At 42.7% G+C, this 17,606-nt stretch carries 16 protein-coding genes; 4 read left to right on the top strand and 12 right to left on the bottom strand.

Annotation, left to right across the window (positions count from 1 at the left end; all coding sequences use genetic code 11):
• Positions 1-269 precede the first annotated feature (269 nt).
• A complete protein-coding gene (gene metH / locus HC723_RS12360) occupies positions 270-3,968 on the bottom strand; it encodes a methionine synthase (protein WP_190339319.1) in 3,699 nt (1,232 codons plus the stop codon).
• Between the two features lie 209 nt (positions 3,969-4,177).
• Here metH and HC723_RS12355 point away from each other — a divergent pair, with 209 nt between their 5' ends.
• Positions 4,178-5,503, top strand: coding sequence for a cation:proton antiporter (locus tag HC723_RS12355; RefSeq protein WP_190339311.1), 1,326 nt, complete (start codon positions 4,178-4,180; stop codon positions 5,501-5,503).
• Positions 5,504-5,613: 110 nt separating this feature from the next.
• On the opposite strand, the gene metA is transcribed toward HC723_RS12355, so the two are convergent.
• The 9 genes from metA to zapE form a co-directional block, all read right to left on the bottom strand.
• A complete protein-coding gene (gene metA / locus HC723_RS12350) occupies positions 5,614-6,555 on the bottom strand; it encodes a homoserine O-acetyltransferase MetA (protein ID WP_153446128.1) in 942 nt (313 codons plus the stop codon).
• 282 nt (positions 6,556-6,837) lie between these two features.
• Entirely contained in the window at positions 6,838-7,338 is a 501-nt protein-coding gene (gene sspB, locus HC723_RS12345; protein WP_190339310.1) for a ClpXP protease specificity-enhancing factor, read from the bottom strand.
• Positions 7,339-7,340: 2 nt separating this feature from the next.
• Positions 7,341-7,976, bottom strand: coding sequence for a stringent starvation protein SspA (sspA, locus tag HC723_RS12340; RefSeq protein WP_153446124.1), 636 nt, complete (start codon positions 7,974-7,976; stop codon positions 7,341-7,343).
• A 223-nt stretch (positions 7,977-8,199) separates the two neighbouring features.
• Positions 8,200-8,952 (bottom strand): cytochrome c1, encoded by a 753-nt coding sequence (locus HC723_RS12335; protein WP_153446123.1) that lies wholly within the window; start codon positions 8,950-8,952, stop codon positions 8,200-8,202.
• Positions 8,949-10,217 (bottom strand): cytochrome b, encoded by a 1,269-nt coding sequence (locus HC723_RS12330; RefSeq protein ID WP_153446121.1) that lies wholly within the window; start codon positions 10,215-10,217, stop codon positions 8,949-8,951. Before HC723_RS12330 ends, HC723_RS12335 begins: the two co-directional genes overlap by 4 nt.
• Positions 10,217-10,825 (bottom strand): ubiquinol-cytochrome c reductase iron-sulfur subunit, encoded by a 609-nt coding sequence (gene petA, locus HC723_RS12325; RefSeq protein WP_153446119.1) that lies wholly within the window; start codon positions 10,823-10,825, stop codon positions 10,217-10,219. The genes HC723_RS12330 and petA overlap by 1 nt, the downstream gene beginning before the upstream one ends.
• 507 nt (positions 10,826-11,332) lie before the next feature.
• Positions 11,333-11,725 (bottom strand): 30S ribosomal protein S9, encoded by a 393-nt coding sequence (rpsI, locus tag HC723_RS12320; protein WP_089122251.1) that lies wholly within the window; start codon positions 11,723-11,725, stop codon positions 11,333-11,335.
• A 15-nt stretch (positions 11,726-11,740) separates the two neighbouring features.
• Positions 11,741-12,169 (bottom strand): 50S ribosomal protein L13, encoded by a 429-nt coding sequence (gene rplM, locus HC723_RS12315; RefSeq protein ID WP_153446117.1) that lies wholly within the window; start codon positions 12,167-12,169, stop codon positions 11,741-11,743.
• Between the two features lie 380 nt (positions 12,170-12,549).
• The gene (gene zapE, locus HC723_RS12310) at positions 12,550-13,650 is read right to left on the bottom strand and encodes a cell division protein ZapE (RefSeq protein WP_153446115.1); all 1,101 of its coding nucleotides are present in this window, start codon (positions 13,648-13,650) and stop codon (positions 12,550-12,552) included.
• A 228-nt stretch (positions 13,651-13,878) separates the two neighbouring features.
• Between zapE and zapG the strand changes: the two genes are divergently transcribed.
• The 3 genes from zapG to HC723_RS12295 all read left to right on the top strand — a co-directional run bounded on the left by zapG (position 13,879) and on the right by HC723_RS12295 (position 16,538).
• Positions 13,879-14,313: a Z-ring associated protein ZapG gene (zapG, locus tag HC723_RS12305; RefSeq protein WP_153446113.1), complete on the top strand. Its 435-nt coding sequence runs from the start codon at positions 13,879-13,881 to the stop codon at positions 14,311-14,313.
• A gap of 210 nt (positions 14,314-14,523) precedes the next feature.
• Positions 14,524-15,591: an outer membrane-stress sensor serine endopeptidase DegS gene (gene degS / locus HC723_RS12300; protein ID WP_190339309.1), complete on the top strand. Its 1,068-nt coding sequence runs from the start codon at positions 14,524-14,526 to the stop codon at positions 15,589-15,591.
• A 71-nt stretch (positions 15,592-15,662) separates the two neighbouring features.
• Positions 15,663-16,538 carry a DMT family transporter gene (locus HC723_RS12295; protein WP_190339308.1) on the top strand — a complete coding sequence of 292 codons (876 nt, stop codon included), beginning with the start codon at positions 15,663-15,665 and terminating at the stop codon, positions 16,536-16,538.
• A gap of 72 nt (positions 16,539-16,610) precedes the next feature.
• Here the strand turns inward: HC723_RS12295 and HC723_RS17910 are convergent, their stop codons facing one another.
• Together HC723_RS17910 and HC723_RS17905 are read right to left on the bottom strand one after the other, a co-directional pair.
• The gene (locus tag HC723_RS17910; protein ID WP_274601942.1) at positions 16,611-17,090 is read right to left on the bottom strand and encodes a nucleoside transporter C-terminal domain-containing protein; all 480 of its coding nucleotides are present in this window, start codon (positions 17,088-17,090) and stop codon (positions 16,611-16,613) included.
• On the bottom strand, positions 17,084-17,606 hold a 523-nt coding region (locus HC723_RS17905), incomplete at its 5' end, for a nucleoside recognition domain-containing protein (RefSeq protein ID WP_446751404.1). The genes HC723_RS17910 and HC723_RS17905, both read right to left, overlap by 7 nt.

The raw sequence follows: 17,606 nt of genomic DNA, 5'->3' as shown, positions 1-17,606 counted from the left end.
GTGATATGTTCGTATACCATCTGTCGCGAATACAAACCGTGAGGTGATCTAAAACGATCACCTCATACGCGAGTCGCATTGAAAACGCCATTCCATACGCGAGTAGCACGAGCTGATAGGGAATCTCGCTTTCATCCTTACTGATAGGGTTAAAAAGCGAAATCACGGATAACTCGTGCCTCGTTTGAGCAATGACGATACTTCTTATATAAAAAGAGCGCATCCATCAGGATCCGCTCTTTTTTTATACTCAGTGACAGGCCTTGGCTTTAACTCAAGTTAGGCCCTAACCATTTTTCCATCTCCACTTCATCCCAGCCTTTACGCCTAGCATATTCTTCGGCTTGATCTTGTTGGATCTGCGCAATAGCAAAATAACGAGAATCTGGATGAGAGAAATACCAACCGGAAACCGACGCTCCAGGCCACATCGCATAACTGGTGGTCAGCGACATACCAATGCTTTCTTCTACCTTTAGGATCTCCCATAGGCTGCCTTTTTCGGTATGCTCAGGACAAGCAGGATAGCCAGGCGCTGGGCGAGTACCTTGGTATTTCTCACGAATAAGATCGTTATTGGTGAGGTTTTCATCGGCAGCATAACCCCAGATTTCCTTACGCACTTTCTCGTGCATATATTCTGCAAATGCTTCGGCTAATCGATCCGCTACTGCTTGGATCATGATCGCGTTGTAATCATCGCCTGCCGCTTTATAAGCATCGGCTAAATCACGTTCGCCAATTCCGCCAGTGACCGCAAACCCACCAATCCAATCCGCTTTACCGCTGTCTTTAGGTGCAATGTAATCGGATAAACAGTAGTTAGGTCCTTTCGGTTTATCGGTTTGTTGGCGCAAGTTATGCAGCACTTTAATGACTTCGGTGCGCGACTCATCGGCGTACACTTCAATATCATCCCCCACGCTATTGGCAGGGAACATCGAACAAATACCGCTGGCTTTTAAAATGCCGTCTTTTTCTACCCTCTCAAGCAAACCAATCGCATCATCAAAAATACGTTTCGCTTCTTCGCCCACTTCTTCATGCTCAAAAATCGCAGGGTATTTGCCCATTAATCCCCAAGTCAGGAAGAAAGGGGTCCAATCGATATAATTACGCAAAACCGATACATCAATATGTTCAAACACATGGACACCAGTTTGCATAGGTGCAGGCGGAGTATAAGTTTGCCAATCAATATCAACCTTATTGGCGCGCGCCGCTTCTAATGTGATCGGCTTGGTTTTAGGCCGTTTGCGCGCGTGTTGATCACGAGTACGATCATAATCAAGACTAAGCTTTTCGATAAATGCCGGACGTAAACTGTCAGACAGTAATGCCGAACACACCCCAACCGCGCGTGAAGCATTATTCACATACACCACTGGCTGATTATAATTTTGTTCAATTTTAACCGCAGTATGTGCTTTTGAAGTGGTCGCTCCGCCAATTAACAATGGAATATCAAACCCTTGGCGCTCCATTTCTTTGGCGACATACACCATTTCATCCAATGATGGCGTGATCAGCCCCGATAGACCGATGATATCGACGTTCTCTTCGCGTGCGACTTTAAAGATAGTTTCACAAGGCACCATTACGCCCAAATCAATGATTTCATAGTTATTACATTGCAGCACCACGCCAACAATGTTTTTACCAATATCGTGCACATCGCCTTTTACGGTGGCCAACAAAATCTTACCATTCGAGCGCTGACCTTCATCTTTTAAGGCATTGATAAAAGGTTCAAGGTAGGCTACAGCTTGCTTCATCACTCGAGCCGACTTCACCACTTGCGGCAAGAACATTTTACCTTCACCGAATAAATCCCCCACCACGTTCATGCCGTCCATTAATGGACCTTCAATCACATCAATCGGCTTATCCAGCTTTAAACGCGCTTCTTCGGTATCATCGATAATAAATTCGGTAATGCCTTTGACTAATGAGTGTTCAATTCGTTTTTCCACTTCCCAAGTACGCCAGATCAAAGCATTTGGATCTTCGACTTTACCCACTCCGTTCGAGCGATACTCTTCGGCTAATTCGAGTAGATTTTCAGTGGCATCTGAATGACGGTTAAGCACCACATCTTCAACCGCTTCACGCAATTTTTCTGGGATGTTGTCATAAATTTCAAGCTGACCGGCATTCACAATCCCCATATCCATACCGCGCTTAAAACAGTGATAGAGGAATACCGCATGGATCGCTTCACGTACATAGTTATTGCCGCGGAATGAAAATGATACGTTCGACACCCCGCCAGAAATCATGGCATAAGGCAGTGTTTTTTTGATTTCATCGACGGCTTCAATAAAATCGACCGCGTAGTTATTATGCTCATCAATACCGGTGGCAATGGCAAAAATATTGGGATCAAAAATAATATCTTCCGGCGGAAAACCAATTTCATCCACCAGAATATGATAAGCCTTAGTACAAATTTCAACTTTACGTTCGCGGGTATCGGCTTGGCCTTGTTCATCAAACGCCATCACGATCACCGCTGCACCATAGCGACGGATCAATTTCGCTTGCTCGATAAACTTATCCACTCCTTCTTTCATCGAAATGGAGTTAACAATGCCCTTACCTTGAATGCATTTTAAGCCCGCTTCAATCACTTCCCATTTTGAAGAATCGACCATAATCGGCACTTTGGAAATTTCTGGTTCTGAAGCACACAACTTTAAAAAGCGCTCCATACAGGCTTCGGCATCCAACATGCCTTCATCCATGTTGATATCAATAATCTGCGCGCCATTGGCCACTTGTTCACGAGCAACATCCAATGCTTCATCGTACTGCTCATCGACAATTAAGCGTTTAAATTTGGCCGAACCGGTGACATTGGTTCTCTCGCCCACATTAACAAATAAGGAATCTTTATCGATGGTGACCGGCTCTAAACCTGATAAACGGCAAGCTTTAGGGATATCGGGTAACTGACGAGGTTTAATGCCTTCTACCACCCGCGCCATTTGGCGAATATGCTCAGGTGTGGTACCACAACAACCGCCGACAAAATTGAGAAAACCACTTTCTGCCCACTCTTGAATATGACGCGCCATTTCACGCGGTTCCAGATCATACTCACCAAATGCATTCGGTAAACCGGCATTAGGGTGAGCAGAAACAAAGGTCTCAGACACTCGCGAAAGATCCGCCACATACTGGCGTAATTCATCCGGACCAAGAGCGCAGTTCAAACCAAATGAAATCGGCTCAATATGACGCATGGCATTATAAAAAGCTTCAGTGGTTTGACCTGAAAGCGTACGGCCCGAGGCATCAGTGATAGTCCCTGAAATCATCACTGGCAATTTATAGCCTAGCTGGTCAAACACCGCGCTAACCGCAAAGGCACACGCTTTGGCATTAAGGGTATCGAAGATGGTTTCGATCATGATCAGATCGGCGCCGCCTTCAATCATGGCTTTAGTAGATTCGGAGTAAGCAGTCACTAACTCATCAAAGCTAACATTACGAAAGCCTGGATCGTTAACATCAGGAGAAATAGAGCACGTACGGTTAGTCGGACCTAGCACCCCTGCCACAAAACGAGGCTTATCTGGCGTTTTTGCCGTCCATTCATCGGCAGCTTCACGGGCAAGTTTGGCGGCGGCAAAGTTAATCTCGGCGCTCAGGCTTTCCATGTCGTAATCGGCCATCGCAATGGTGGTCGAGTTAAAGGTATTGGTTTCAAGGATATCAGCGCCAGCGGCCAAATAATCACAATGGATTTCTTTAATCAGTTGGGGCTGAGTTAGCACCAATAAGTCATTGTTACCTTTTAAGTCACTATGCCAAGCGGCAAAGCGTTCACCACGGTAATTTTGCTCTTCGAGCTTATGCGATTGGATCATGGTACCCATACCACCATCTATCAATAAGATGCGTTGGGTTAATAGTTTTTCTAACACTACTTGAGTGTTGATCCGTTGATTTAAAGTGCTTCCCATCACAATACAACCTCTTCCTTAATCGTTTTAATCCATCCTATCATAGAAATCTAGACGTCTAAAATAAGTTTTCGTTATGGTTAATTCATCGTTTTTCTATTCTTTTTTAATCTAACCATTAATAGTCGACAAATTTCAGTTGACCTTTGTTATAATCAGCTGGAAAATTACGCAAATTACAATTTGTTACACACAGCCAAGGTTGGTCCATGTCAGTATACAATATACTCTGCTTTCTATCGTTTGCCGCGATGGTTATTGCTTTAATTAACAGCAAGTTCGGTCGCATGCAGACCACCATAGCCATTACCGCAGGAGCGATGATTTTATCATTATTTATTCTCATTGCGGGTCATAGCGGCTGGTTCAATTTATTGCATATTGCCTCACACACCATGGCGCAAATCAATTTTGAAGACTTTTTACTACAAGGGATACTGGGATTTTTGCTTTTTGCGGGTGGCTTAGGAATTAAATTACCGCACTTTGCTGATCAAAAATGGGAAATCACCATTTTAGCATTGGGTTCGACGCTTTTTTCTACCTTCTTTATTGGCTTTGCATTATACGAGATCTGCCAATTCATTCATCTCGATCTTGATTTGGTTTTCTGTTTATTATTTGGTGCGCTGATTTCACCCACCGATCCTATTGCGGTATTAGCGATCGTTAAAAAACTGAAAGCCCCACAACGGGTGTCAACTCAAGTGGAAGGCGAATCATTATTTAATGATGGCTTTGGCTTGGTTATTTTCGTCACCATCTTTACTGTGGCATTTAGTGGTAATGAACCAAGCGTTAGTGGCGTCGTCAGTTTATTCCTGCAAGAAGCGGTCGGCGGTATTGCTTATGGTCTAGTGCTTGGTTTGGTGTTCCATTATCTTATTAGCTCCACCAACGATCACTCGATGGAATTACTCTTAACCATTTGTATTCCAACCGCCGGTTATGCCTTTGCCGAAGTCTTGGAAGTATCTGGTCCATTGGCCATGGTAGTATCAAGTATCATGATTGGTAACTGGACACGTTATGTTGGGTTCTCAAAAGAGAGTACCGAGCATATGGATCATTTCTGGGAACTCGTGGATGAATTCCTCAATGGCATATTATTCTTGCTGATCGGTATGTCTTTATTATTATTTGAATTCCATATTCAAGATTTAATCATGACCTCAATCGCGATCCCATTAGTATTGTTGGCCCGTTTTTTAAGTGTCTGGATCCCATTCCAAGGCTTTAAACGCTTCCGCAAATATAACCCTTGGACGGTACCAATTTTAACTTGGGGCGGCTTACGTGGTGGCTTAGCATTAGCAATGGCATTGTCTATTCCTCACGGTAAATACTTCGTGTCTTATCATCACATTGATGTGAAAGAAATTATTATGGTAATGACTTATGCGGTGGTTCTATTTTCTATTCTTATCCAAGGCTCAACCATTATTCCTCTGATTAACAAAGCAAAAGTTGCCCAGAAGAAGATGGATGATGCGGAACTTGAATCTAAACCTGCTTCGGCCAACAAGCAGAAATAATTAGCTTGATTGAAGATCTAAAAAAGCAGCTTTAATCAGCTGCTTTTTTTTTATGACCATTTTTCCGCGATCAATACTGTTCGCCAGAAGCTCAAGCTTATGAGTTTAGGTTAATCATCTCGGGTAAATTTATCTAACGAGAAATGCTCTAAATCGTATGGGGTTTGTTGGTAGACACAGTAGTTTAACCAGTTGGCAAACAACAAGTGTCCGTGACTTCGCCAGCTCGCGATCGGTTTGTTATCTGGATTATCATTCGGGTAATAATTCAAGGGAATAGCAGGATCCATGCCTTCGGCTAAATCGCGGCTGTATTCGGTATGCAATGTTTGTGCATCGTATTCAGGGTGACCGGTCACAAATACGTGACGCTTATCTTTGGTTGAGGCCAAATACACGCCAGCATCGGCTGACGTTGCCAATAAATCAAGATCGGTATGTTCGCTTAAGTAATCCGGTGAAAAGTCAGCATATCGAGAATGTGGCGCTAAAAACGAATCATCAAACCCTCTGACTATTGGGTGAAACTCGTTAATAACGTCATGCTGATAAACACCCGAAAGCTTTTCTTTGCGGGTACGTTTTGGTAAATCATACAACAACTTGAGCCCAGCTTGCGCCGCCCAACAAACATACAAACTTGAAGTGACATGATTATTCGCCCACTCCATCACGGTTTGTAAATGCTCCCAATATGCCACATCTTCAAACTGCACCAAACCAAGTGGCGCGCCAGTAATAATCAAACCATCGAAATTACGATTCTTCACCATATCAAATTGGCGATAAAAGTTATTTAAATGCTCTTCTGGGGTGTTTTTACTTGGACGATCATCGATTCTAAGTAATTCGATATCCACTTGCAGCGGGCTATTTGAAAGCAAACGTAGAAATTGAGTTTCCGTCTCAATTTTCTTTGGCATGAGATTAAGTATCAATACTTTTAAAGGGCGGATCATCTGAGTGGTCGCCCGCGATTCTGACATGATGAAAATCCGTTCCTGACGTAATATATCGGAAGCCGGCAGTTGATCGGGGATCTTAATAGGCATTGCGCTCTCTCCATAAGCGATCTAGACGTCTAAACACCTATGAGTATAGCAATCGCAAAAATAATGTCGAGCGTTAAAAGCAAAAGCGAGATTCCCTATCTGCTCGTGTTACTCGCGTATGGAATGACAGTTTTTGGGTGGAATTCCGTCATTGCGGAAACGAGGTACGAGTTATCCGTAATTTCGCCTTGATTTACGCGCATAAAAAAGAGCATCATACTTTTTCAAGTATTGATGCTCTTTTTCTTAACTAATCAACCGTACTAAGACGGCAGATAGTGTTTATTTTACAATCGTTAAGCTTGGACGGCCTTTCGATTTTGTCGGCGCAGCATCTTGATTTGCTTCGGCTTGAGGGGTGGTTTGTGGCTTAACCTCAGGCTCTGGATCAACGCTACTTAAAGACGACAATTGTTGATCTTCTGCCGCTTGTGCTTTTTCGACTTCAAGTTCGTAACCATCTTCTGGTTCAAACATGGTTCCGGCACCATTTTCACGGGCATAGATAGCTTGCACCGCATACATAGGTACAATCACCGAATGAGGACGACCGCTGAAACGAGCACTAAAAGTGATCGCTTCATTGCTCATTTCTAAATTTCCCACCGCACGCGGCGCAACATTTAAAATGATTTGACCATCTTCAACAAATTCTAACGGAACACGCACACCAACCATAGTGGCATCAACCACTAGATGTGGCGTTAACTCGTTATCAGAAAGCCATTCGTAAAAAGCACGAACTAAATATGGACGTCTTGGCGTCATCTTATCCATATCCATGACTATCGAACCAATCGCATTTCTCGTTCTGCTTCTGTTAGAGAAGCCAAGAATGAATCGCGTTCAAATACACGGCTCATGTAAATTTTCAGCTCTTTTGAACCAGGGCCTGATAATTCGATACCGAATACAGGTAAGCGCCACAATAATGGAGCTAGGTAGCAATCAATTAAGCTAAACTCTTCACTCATGAAGTATTCGTATTCAGCAAACACAGGGCCAAGAGTCAGTAGGTCATTACGTAATTTATTACGTGCAGCTTCTGCTTCTTCCGCAGTGCCATTAATGATTTTTTCTACTTGAGAATACCAATTACGTTCAATACGGTACATCATCAAACGACTGTTACCACGAGCAACTGGGTAAACAGGCATCAATGGTGGATGAGGAAAACGCTCATCAAGATATTCCATGATGATTTTTGAGTTGTACAAAGCAAGTTCACGGTCAACCAAAGTTGGTACTGACTTATAAGGATTCAGTTCGATTAACTCAGCAGGAAGGTTATCTTCTTCTACTAATTCAACTTCAACACTCACGCCTTTTTCAGCAAGAACAATACGTACCTGATGGCTATACATATCTGAAGCACTTGAAAATAGAGTCATCACAGAACGTTTATTGGCAGCTACAGCCATTGAGAAGCCCTCCAGCAGGTAAATACCAATCAAAGTAATTGGTAATAAAATAAAAAGGAATGGAGGCCGACGCCTCCATTACACAAAAATTAGCAGCCGATTTTAGCACAATTGTGACTGGTCGGGTGAATTTTTATTCCGCGTACAATTTACAATATCCAATGGGGTTAGCTTAAGTACTTTGCTCAACCGCATCGGAACACTCGTTAATGTACTCTGCTAATTAATGCACATCACGCCAGTACTCTTTCTTCAGTAATATGACAATAATAGTAAACAAGGCTAAAAAGGCCATAACCCACCAACCCAGTGCGTGACGCTCCAATTTAACAGGATCGCCCGAGTACTCTAAAAAGTTCACTAAATCGCGCACCGTTTGATCGTACTCTTTCGTTGTCAATTCGCCCATTTTATCCACTCGGGTAGACTCAACCACTTTATGCTCTTTACCATCAACGGTATGGGTCGCATAAACCGGCTCAGGGATCCCTTGCAAGCCTTCTAACACATGCGGCATCCCGACATTAGGGAAGGTGATATTATTCACCCCAAATGGACGATTAGGATCAGCGTAAAACGAGCGTAAATAAGTATATAACCAATCAACACCACGCACTCGCGCCACTAAAGTGAGATCCGGTGGCGGCGCACCAAACCATTTAGCAGCCGCATCTTCTGGGATCGAATTGGTCATCAGATCGCCAATTTTTGCATTAGGATCAAACATGAGGTTTTCCTTCATTAAATCTTCAGGAATACCTAAATCTGTCGCCACGCGTTGATAACGCTGGTACTGAGTCGAGTGACAACCCGAACAGTAACTCATAAAGGTTTGCGCACCACGTTGCAACGAAGCTTGATCGGTTAAGTCATTATTGGCTTTATCAAGATGAACATTGCCACCCGCTGCCATTACCGATAATGGTAACAAGGCAGATAAAATTAGAGCAAAAGCCCCTACAATCCACTTTTTCATTTGAATGTCACCCTTTCTGGTAATGGTTTGGTTGCTTCATTTTTACTGTAAACAAACAATAAAATGAAGAACATGAAATAACCTAAACTGGTTATCTGCGCCAATAGTGTATATAGAGCAGTCGCCGGTAAGGTTCCCAGAATTCCAAGTGCCACAAAACAAATAGTGAACTGAATAATATTGATCAGATGCCATTTACTACGGTAACGGAACGAGCGTACTTTACAACGATCAAACCATGGCAGTAAGAATAAGAACAATATTGATGCCCCCATCGCGGCCACACCTAATAGCTTATCGGGTACCGCACGCAAAATGGCGTAGAACGGAGTGAAGTACCACACTGGTGCAATATGCTCTGGTGTTTTCAATGGATTCGCTGCTTCAAAGTTAGGTGGCTCAAGGAAATAACCGCCCATCTCTGGGTTAAAGAACAACACATAACTAAAGAAGATAAAGAAGCCGGCGATACCCACCATATCTTTTACCGTGCCATACGGATGGAACGGGATCGAATCTCTAATATTATATTTAGAGGTGTATTGTTTATGGAATTTGAACTGGGTGGTGTGATCACCTTTATCATCCGGACCTTTTGGTATTTTAGTATCAATACCATCAGGGTTATTCGAACCCACTTCATGCAATGCAAGAACGTGTAACACCACCAATAACAACAACACAATCGGCAGTGCAATAACATGCAGAGCAAAGAAACGGTTTAGGGTTGCACCAGAGATAACATAATCACCACGGATCCAAAGAGTAAGATCATCACCAATCACAGGGATCGCCCCAAATAGCGAGATGATAACCTGCGCGCCCCAGTAAGACATTTGCCCCCAAGGTAGTAAGTAGCCCATAAAAGCTTCGGCCATTAAGACCAAGAAGATCAACATGCCGAAGATCCACAATAACTCACGCGGTTTTTGGTATGAACCATAAATAAGGCCACGGAACATGTGTAGATAAACCACAACAAAGAATGCTGACGCACCAGTGGAGTGCATGTAGCGCAGTAACCAACCGTATTCAACATCACGCATGATGTATTCAACCGAGGCGAACGCTCCCTCGCCAGAAGGTACGTAGTTCATGGTGAGCCAGATCCCAGTTAAGATCTGATTAACCAACACCAGCATCGCCAGAGAACCAAAAATGTACCAAAAGTTGAAGTTCTTCGGCATAGGGTATTCAGATAAATGCTTTTTATACGCATCCATCACAGGTAGACGTTTTTCTACCCAATCTAATAAACCTTGCATTAAGCGTCTCCTTTCTGGTTGCCAGCATCAACCGCTTCACCAATAATGATGCGAGTATCAGTCAGGTATCCATGCTCTGGCACCACTAAATTTAGTGGTGCTGGAACGCCTTGGAATACCCGTCCGGCCAAATCAAATTTTGAGCCATGACATGGGCAAAAGAAACCAGATGAAACGCCTTGGACTTGTTCACTGAAAGAGTCAGGTAAATAAGTGGGTGAACAACCAAGGTGAGTACAGATCCCAACAGCAACAAAATATTCAGGTTTAATGGAGCGATAAGCGTTATGCGCATATTCAGGTTGCTGTTCTTGTTCCGAACTTGGATCGCGCAGTTTATCGTTAAGTGAATTCAATTCATCTAACGTTGCTTTAGAACGGCGCACTACCCATACAGGTTTGCCTCGCCATTCGACTCTAACGAGTTGTCCTTCTTCTAGTTTGCCGATATCCACTTCGACAGGGGCACCAGCAGCTTTTGCTCTTTCACTTGGGTTCCAAGATTTAATAAAAGGCACCGCTACTGCCACCGCTCCAATCCCACCAACAACTGCTGTTGTGGCAGTCAAAAAGCGCCGACGGCCATTATTAATAGGCGCATTGCTCATCCAACATTCTCCCACTTAAACTGTATTCATTTAATAAATACAAAAGAAATACCAAATCCCTAGTATTCTTAATATTTCTATAATTAAAGTAATTAACATGCATTTTTTTTATTTTGTATACGTCAATGCATGCACTATCTTGCTAAATGATAAAGAAATAGCGACTTATAGACAAGAGTAAGCTACTTTTTCGTAACATTTATGAAGCATATTTGTTTGTGAACTCACAAAAGCGTGATTAAGCTGGAATAAGAAAGCAAAAATGGGAGGGAAAGCAAAGAGAACAAGCCAGAAAACTTAAGGCCGTTATAAGAAGAATAATACCAATTCCATTTAATATTTTCTCAATTTGAATACGTCGAAAAGACGCTGTTCCGTCCTTGGTCGCTTGAGAAAAGGAGATATTACAGGCACAAAAAAGCCCGACCGAAGCCGAGCTTTTGAAACCACACACCAGAAAACTGGTGACGTTGATTTTGCAATACAGAGAAAACTCTGTAGAGAAAATTAACGCTTAGAGAATTGTGGTTTACGACGTGCTTTACGAAGACCAACTTTCTTACGTTCAACGCAACGTGCGTCGCGAGTAACGTAGCCAGCTGCGCGTAGTGCAGGACGTAGAGTTTCATCGTATTCCATTAGAGCACGTGTGATACCGTGACGGATCGCACCAGCTTGACCAGAAATACCACCACCTTTAACAGTGATGTATAGGTCAAGTTTCTCAACCATATCAACTAGTTCAAGAGGTTGTTTAACAACCATACGTGAAGTTGGACGACCGAAGTAGGTGTCTAGATCACGTTTGTTGATTACGATGTTGCCGCTGCCTGGTTTAATGAAAACACGAGCAGCTGAGCTTTTGCGACGGCCAGTGCCGTAGTATTGATTCTCTGCCATTTCGATAATCCTCGATTAGATGTCTAGTACTTGTGGTTGTTGAGCAACATGGTTGTGCTCAGCGCCAGCGTAAACTTTTAGCTTACGGTACATAGCACGGCCAAGAGGACCACGTGGTAGCATACCTTTAACAGCTAGTTCAATTGCCATTTCTGGTTTGTGATCAATCAACTTTTCAAAAGAGATTGATTTTAGACCACCAGGGAACTCAGTGTGACGGTAATAGATTTTACCCTTCGCTTTGTTACCTGTAACAGCTACTTTCTCAGCGTTTACAACGATGATGTAATCACCAGTATCAACGTGAGGAGTGTACTCAGCTTTATGTTTGCCACGTAGGCGAGATGCAATTTCACTTGCTAGACGGCCAAGAGTTTTACCTTCAGCGTCTACAACATACCAGTCACGTTTTACAGTTTCTGGTTTAGCAACGAAAGTTTTCATGCTAATAAATACCCGTTTAATTAAAATTCATAGTTTAAGGAACAAGTTTAACTCTTATAAAAGAGAAGCTTATTCCCACTGTCTAAGAGTCCCATTCATCACCCCTTCGAGTCGTTGGTGCTCTCGGCATAGCGCTGCTCTTTTTTAAAAAAGAGGAACAATTACGCCTGCAGTAACGGTGGGTCGCAAGATTATAGAGAAGTGTGAGCTAAAAAGCATCTATTTTCTCCAAAAAAGGTTTTTTTTTAACTTCGCAGTAAAAAAACCTTAAAAGGGCCACTTTCTAGTGCTCAAGGCTGTATTTATTCTGTTTTTGCGTATATTCACATCCACAGATCGCCCCAATCAGGCTAACAATGGATAAGGCCCAAGCGTTAAATTTAGGACAAATGCTCATTTGCAAGATAATCGACGCTCTGCATCTCAACCAGACGAGATTGACAGCGGCGGAATTCAAATTCTAACTGACCTTGTAAATATAAATCTTCAAGCTTAACTTCAGCAGAAATAATCAAGGTAACATTGCGATCATAAAACTCATCCACCATCGCGATAAAGCGCCGAGCTGCATCATCATTGTTGCGACTCATTTGCTTAACCCCTGCTACTAATACAGTGTGATACAGACGAGAGATTTCAATATAATCTGATTGGCTACGCGCGCTTTCACACAATTGCTCAAAGCTAATCAATAACACGCCATCACACACACCCATCACCTCAATATTGCGATGATTAACCTCGATACTTTGCACTTGCTGACATTCATCTCGACTTAACTGCAGATAATAATGATTCAGGTTATGCGCCGCTTGGTTATCTAGCGGGTAATGATAGATCTCAGCTTGTTGTAAGGTTCTTAAACGGTAATCGACCCCACTATCTACATTCACTTCTATACAGTTTTTTTCAATCAACTCAATCGCGGGTAAGAAGCGCGCTCGTTGCAAACCATTACGATATAAATCTTTGGGCGGAATATTCGACGTGGCCACCAAAACCATATTACGAGCGAATAATGCTTGAAATAGCGTACCTAAAATCATCGCATCGGTAATATCGGACACGAAAAACTCATCAAAACAAATAATATCGGCTTCTTGTTTTAATCGATCGGCAACCACTTCTAATGGATCGCTAGTGTTTTGCAAACTGCCGAGTTCGTCATGCACACGTAACATAAAGCGGTGAAAATGCATGCGTGACTTTTTAGAGTGTGGTAGCGCATCAAAAAACAAATCCATTAAATAGGTTTTACCGCGCCCAACGCCACCCCAAAAATATAAACCTTGCGGTGGCAATACCTTAGGCGCTTGACCTAAGATTTTTGCAAAAAAGTTGGGCTTTTTAACTGGGCTCGATACATACTCTAGTAACTGGTGATATAAAACATCCAGTTTGTCGACGGCAAATTGCTGAGCGGAGTCGTGTTGATAGCCACAATGCTCAAGATCGTATTGGTATTTTTGTTTTGGCGTCATTATATTCATTCAACCACTAGCTTGTTATCCATGACTAATTCGTTATTCTCAACCAATTAGCTATTCAACGACTATTGCGAATCAACCGCTCGAATGTCTAAAATCACGTTGGCGGTTTTTAGGGGCAGCTTTTGCTTTATCAAGCCGAAATGTCATAGTACCATGTAATCACAACATGCATAACAAACTTGTAACAAACATGTTAGAAAACAACAATAAGGAACTTGTATGGATTTTCTTTACGCTGCAATAGGCTTACTGGCAGGTCTTATCATCGGCATTATTATTGCCCGCCTAATGACACCTGAATACAAAAAACATAAGCAATTACAAAAAGAGCTAGAGGCCGCTAAATTCGAATTAGAGCAGCATCGCCAAGAGCTATCCGATCACTTCTCTAGTGCGGCTGACATGCTCGATACACTAGGCAAAAGCTACACTAAGCTTTATCAACACATGGCGCAAACCTCAACCGACTTACTGCCCAATGTGCCACAACAAGACAGTCCATTTATTTCTCAATCAACGGAAGAAACAAGCGACACTAAAGCTGATGAAATCAGTGATGTGCAACCAAAAGACTATGCTAATGGCGCAACCGGTGTGTTGAAAGAGCAGAAAAAAGCGGTACTACAATCGCCACACTTAGAAAAGGCATCCTAATTGACTAAAAGTTGAAAAGATAAAGTAACCGCCTTAGTACCAATAAAATGGGCCGTTGATTAATCTAAGCGATTCATCCCCTTACCCACACAGTAGAAAAGAGAAGTTTCTCCGTAAACTTCTCTTTTCTTTGTTTTCAATCCAATGTTATTCTTAAACTCTATATTGCCTGTTTTTGTTCTTTCCAAATCTCTGATACCCGAGGGCTACATGCTAAAATTTTTGCTGCGACCTATTCTTATTGGCCTAGCAACTGCCGTCATTTTATTATTAGCGGTTCCCTCACTGCGTCCAAATCTACCTAATTTATTCAATAAACAACCTGACGTTGAAACCATTGATGCGGTTAATGTCTCTTTTAGCCATGCGGTGCACCGCGCCGGTCCTGCGGTAGCGAATATTTATAGCCGCCAATATGTCCAAGGCGATCACTTAAAATTAAAAACCCAAGGTCTAGGGTCTGGCGTTATTGTCAGTGACAAAGGCTATATTATTACCAATTACCATGTGGTGGCGAAAGCTGATCAAATCGTGGTTGCGCTGCAAGATGGCCGAGTATCCAATGCCCAATTGGTTGGTTTAGATAAACAAACCGATATAGCCGTGCTGAAAGTGGATATGACTAACCTTCCAGTTATCCCACAAAATCCAAACTATAAAGCTAAGATTGGCGATATTGTGCTGGCAATTGGTAACCCGTATAACCTTGGTCAAACCACCACATTTGGGATTATTTCAGCCATTGGTCGCTCGTCGGTCAGCACCGATGGTCGCCAAGCCTTTATTCAGACCGATGCTGCAATTAACAAAGGCAATTCTGGTGGAGCGCTTGTGAATACTCGTGGTGAATTAGTGGGCATTAATACCGCCTCTTTCCAACAAGCCACCGATCTAGAGACCTATGGTATTTCCTTTGCCATCCCTTACGCCTTAGCCAATAAAATTATGACCAAAATTATTGCCGATGGCCGTGTGATCCGTGGTTATATTGGTATCGATGGTCAAGATATGAATGCCGTCGCGGCACGCTTACTTGGGGTAGAACATACGAACGGTATTATCGTACTGAAAGTGTCCCCTTCAGGTCCCGCCGCAGATGCCGGTTTAAAAGAAAAAGATATCATCGTCAGTATTAATAATAAGAAAGTGGTCAATAGCCAAAGCGTGATGGAACTGATAACCGAACTGCGCCCAGGTACTCATATTGAATTAGATATATTACGAGATGGTAAACCACTTAAATTACCGTTAACGGTCGGTGAAGATCCTAGAGATTAATGTAACTCTTTCCCTGCCTCCATCACACTCATGGTGGAGCCTCCTTATAAACAGATTTAGCAGGCATTTAGATGACATGGATTGCATTTACCGTTTTCGCCGCTTTTATGCAATCTTGGCGCAACGCTTTTCAAAACCGGTTATCTTCTGAAGTCAAAACCTTAGGCGTTACCCTCGCCCGCTTTTTATGGGCAAGTCCTATCGCTGCCATTTATTTAAGCTCGCTTTATCTTTATCAACCGGCAGCATTACCCGAATTTAACCCGATCTTTCTCAGCTATATTATTGCCGCATCATTAATGCAGATCCTAGCAACTGCCTTAATGGTATTACTGTTTAAGCAAAATAATTACGCTATTGGTGCCGGGCTGGCCAAAAGTGAAGCTTTAGCCGCCGCCATTTTAGGGGTCGCCTTTTTTGGTACCAGTTTAACGTTATTAGGATGGACAGGGGTGTTTATTGGTGGGGTTGGCATTTTTCTATTGAGTACCAGCAGCGGTATAAAGAGCCTGTCGATAAAAACCGTTTTACTTGGCCTTGCTTGTGGTTGTGCGTTTGCATTAACCTCACTATGGGTAAGAGAAGCCAGTTTGGCGCTGCATTTACCGTTTCCCTATGACGCCGCATGGGTGTTGTTTTTGGTGATAAGCTTGCAAACCATCATCTTGCTTATCTATATCGGTTCTACTGATCCGAGTACGCTTAACGCATTGTGGCAACGCCCGAAACTGACACTACTCACCAGTATTGCCAGTTGCTTAGGTTCGATTGGGTGGTTTAGCGCAATGTCTTTACAGGCGGTTCCTTATGTCAAAACCTTGGGACAAGTCGAGATATTTTTCACCATGCTGATTTCATTTTTATGGCTAAAACAAAAGGTCGCCATTAAAGATGGCGTCGGATTAACTTTAGTCGCTGTCGCCGCGATTTTAGTGATGTGGAGCTAATAACAAGCTCAATAGAATGGGGTTAAAATAATAAATGTTGCGGTGAGAACACCGCTACATCAAATCAAAATATTATTGCATCACCACATTAGCAATCATGGCTGATAAAATACTGACTAATGTTGCGCCGTACAATAAACGTAAACCAAACTTAGCCACCATATTGCCTTTCTCTTCATTCACACCTTTTACCGCACCAGCAATAATGCCGATTGAGCTAAAGTTAGCAAAAGACACTAAGAACACCGAAATGGTACCAACGGTTAATTGTGATAACTCGTGGGCTTGGTCTTTCAATGCCAGCATTGCGACAAATTCGTTGGTCACTAATTTGGTCGCCATAATACTGCCAGCTTGTAGCGCTTCGTGAGAAGGAATGCCCATCAACCAAGCAATTGGGTAGAACGCATAGCCAAGAGTATCTTGGAAACTAATACCAAAGGCCATATCAAAACCTTTATTGATCATGGCGATTAAAGAAATAAAACCAATCAGCATCGCAGCCACAATCACCGCGACTTTAAAACCGGTTAAGATGTATTCACCTAGCATTTCAAAGAATGATTCTTGTTTTTCTCCGCTTGGCCTTCCGACACCATAGTGTCAAAATCTACTTCAGAGTCATAATCATAAGGGTTGATCAGTGACAAAATAGTAAAGTTACTGAACATATTTAAGATCAGCGCTGTCACCACATATTTAGGCTCAATCAATTGCATGTAAGAGCCGACGATTGACATAGAAACGGTCGACATGGCAGTTGCTGCTAAGGTATACATTCTACGCTCAGACATTTTACCTAAAATATCTTTATAAGTGATAAAGTTTTCAGACTGACCCACCATCAAGGCGCTCACTGCATTAAACGACTCTAACCGTCCCATGCCGTTAATTTTTGACAACACAAAGCCAATCCCTTTGACCACAAAAGGCAATACTTTGTAAGCGTTCACCAGCACCCTATTGACAGGGCTGGTGAACGTTAAAAACCGAATACGTTTGGGTAGGGCTGTCGATTCGTCACGGCTGTGACGATTTCGGACACAACTGACCATGCTGAGAGGCCAC

The sequence above is a fragment of the Vibrio sp. S11_S32 genome (assembly GCF_014694465.1).
Classification (GTDB): Bacteria; Pseudomonadota; Gammaproteobacteria; order Enterobacterales; family Vibrionaceae; genus Vibrio; species Vibrio algicola.
The sequence above is the reverse complement of the archived record's forward strand: the minus strand, read 5'-3'. Positions and strand labels throughout refer to the sequence as shown.

Excerpts from the sequence above, each read along its gene's own strand:
- metH (WP_190339319.1), bottom strand. The coding sequence starts at position 3,968 with ATGGGAAGCACTTTAAATCAACGGATCAACACTCAAGTAGTGTTAGAA.
- HC723_RS12355 (WP_190339311.1), top strand. The coding sequence starts at position 4,178 with ATGTCAGTATACAATATACTCTGCTTTCTATCGTTTGCCGCGATGGTT.
- metA (WP_153446128.1), bottom strand. The coding sequence starts at position 6,555 with ATGCCTATTAAGATCCCCGATCAACTGCCGGCTTCCGATATATTACGT.
- sspB (WP_190339310.1), bottom strand. The coding sequence starts at position 7,338 with ATGGATATGGATAAGATGACGCCAAGACGTCCATATTTAGTTCGTGCT.
- sspA (WP_153446124.1), bottom strand. The coding sequence starts at position 7,976 with ATGGCTGTAGCTGCCAATAAACGTTCTGTGATGACTCTATTTTCAAGT.
- HC723_RS12335 (WP_153446123.1), bottom strand. The coding sequence starts at position 8,952 with ATGAAAAAGTGGATTGTAGGGGCTTTTGCTCTAATTTTATCTGCCTTG.
- HC723_RS12330 (WP_153446121.1), bottom strand. The coding sequence starts at position 10,217 with ATGCAAGGTTTATTAGATTGGGTAGAAAAACGTCTACCTGTGATGGAT.
- petA (WP_153446119.1), bottom strand. The coding sequence starts at position 10,825 with ATGAGCAATGCGCCTATTAATAATGGCCGTCGGCGCTTTTTGACTGCC.
- rpsI (WP_089122251.1), bottom strand. The coding sequence starts at position 11,725 with ATGGCAGAGAATCAATACTACGGCACTGGCCGTCGCAAAAGCTCAGCT.
- rplM (WP_153446117.1), bottom strand. The coding sequence starts at position 12,169 with ATGAAAACTTTCGTTGCTAAACCAGAAACTGTAAAACGTGACTGGTAT.
- zapE (WP_153446115.1), bottom strand. The coding sequence starts at position 13,650 with ATGACGCCAAAACAAAAATACCAATACGATCTTGAGCATTGTGGCTAT.
- zapG (WP_153446113.1), top strand. The coding sequence starts at position 13,879 with ATGGATTTTCTTTACGCTGCAATAGGCTTACTGGCAGGTCTTATCATC.
- degS (WP_190339309.1), top strand. The coding sequence starts at position 14,524 with ATGCTAAAATTTTTGCTGCGACCTATTCTTATTGGCCTAGCAACTGCC.
- HC723_RS12295 (WP_190339308.1), top strand. The coding sequence starts at position 15,663 with ATGACATGGATTGCATTTACCGTTTTCGCCGCTTTTATGCAATCTTGG.
- HC723_RS17910 (WP_274601942.1), bottom strand. The coding sequence starts at position 17,090 with ATGCTAGGTGAATACATCTTAACCGGTTTTAAAGTCGCGGTGATTGTG.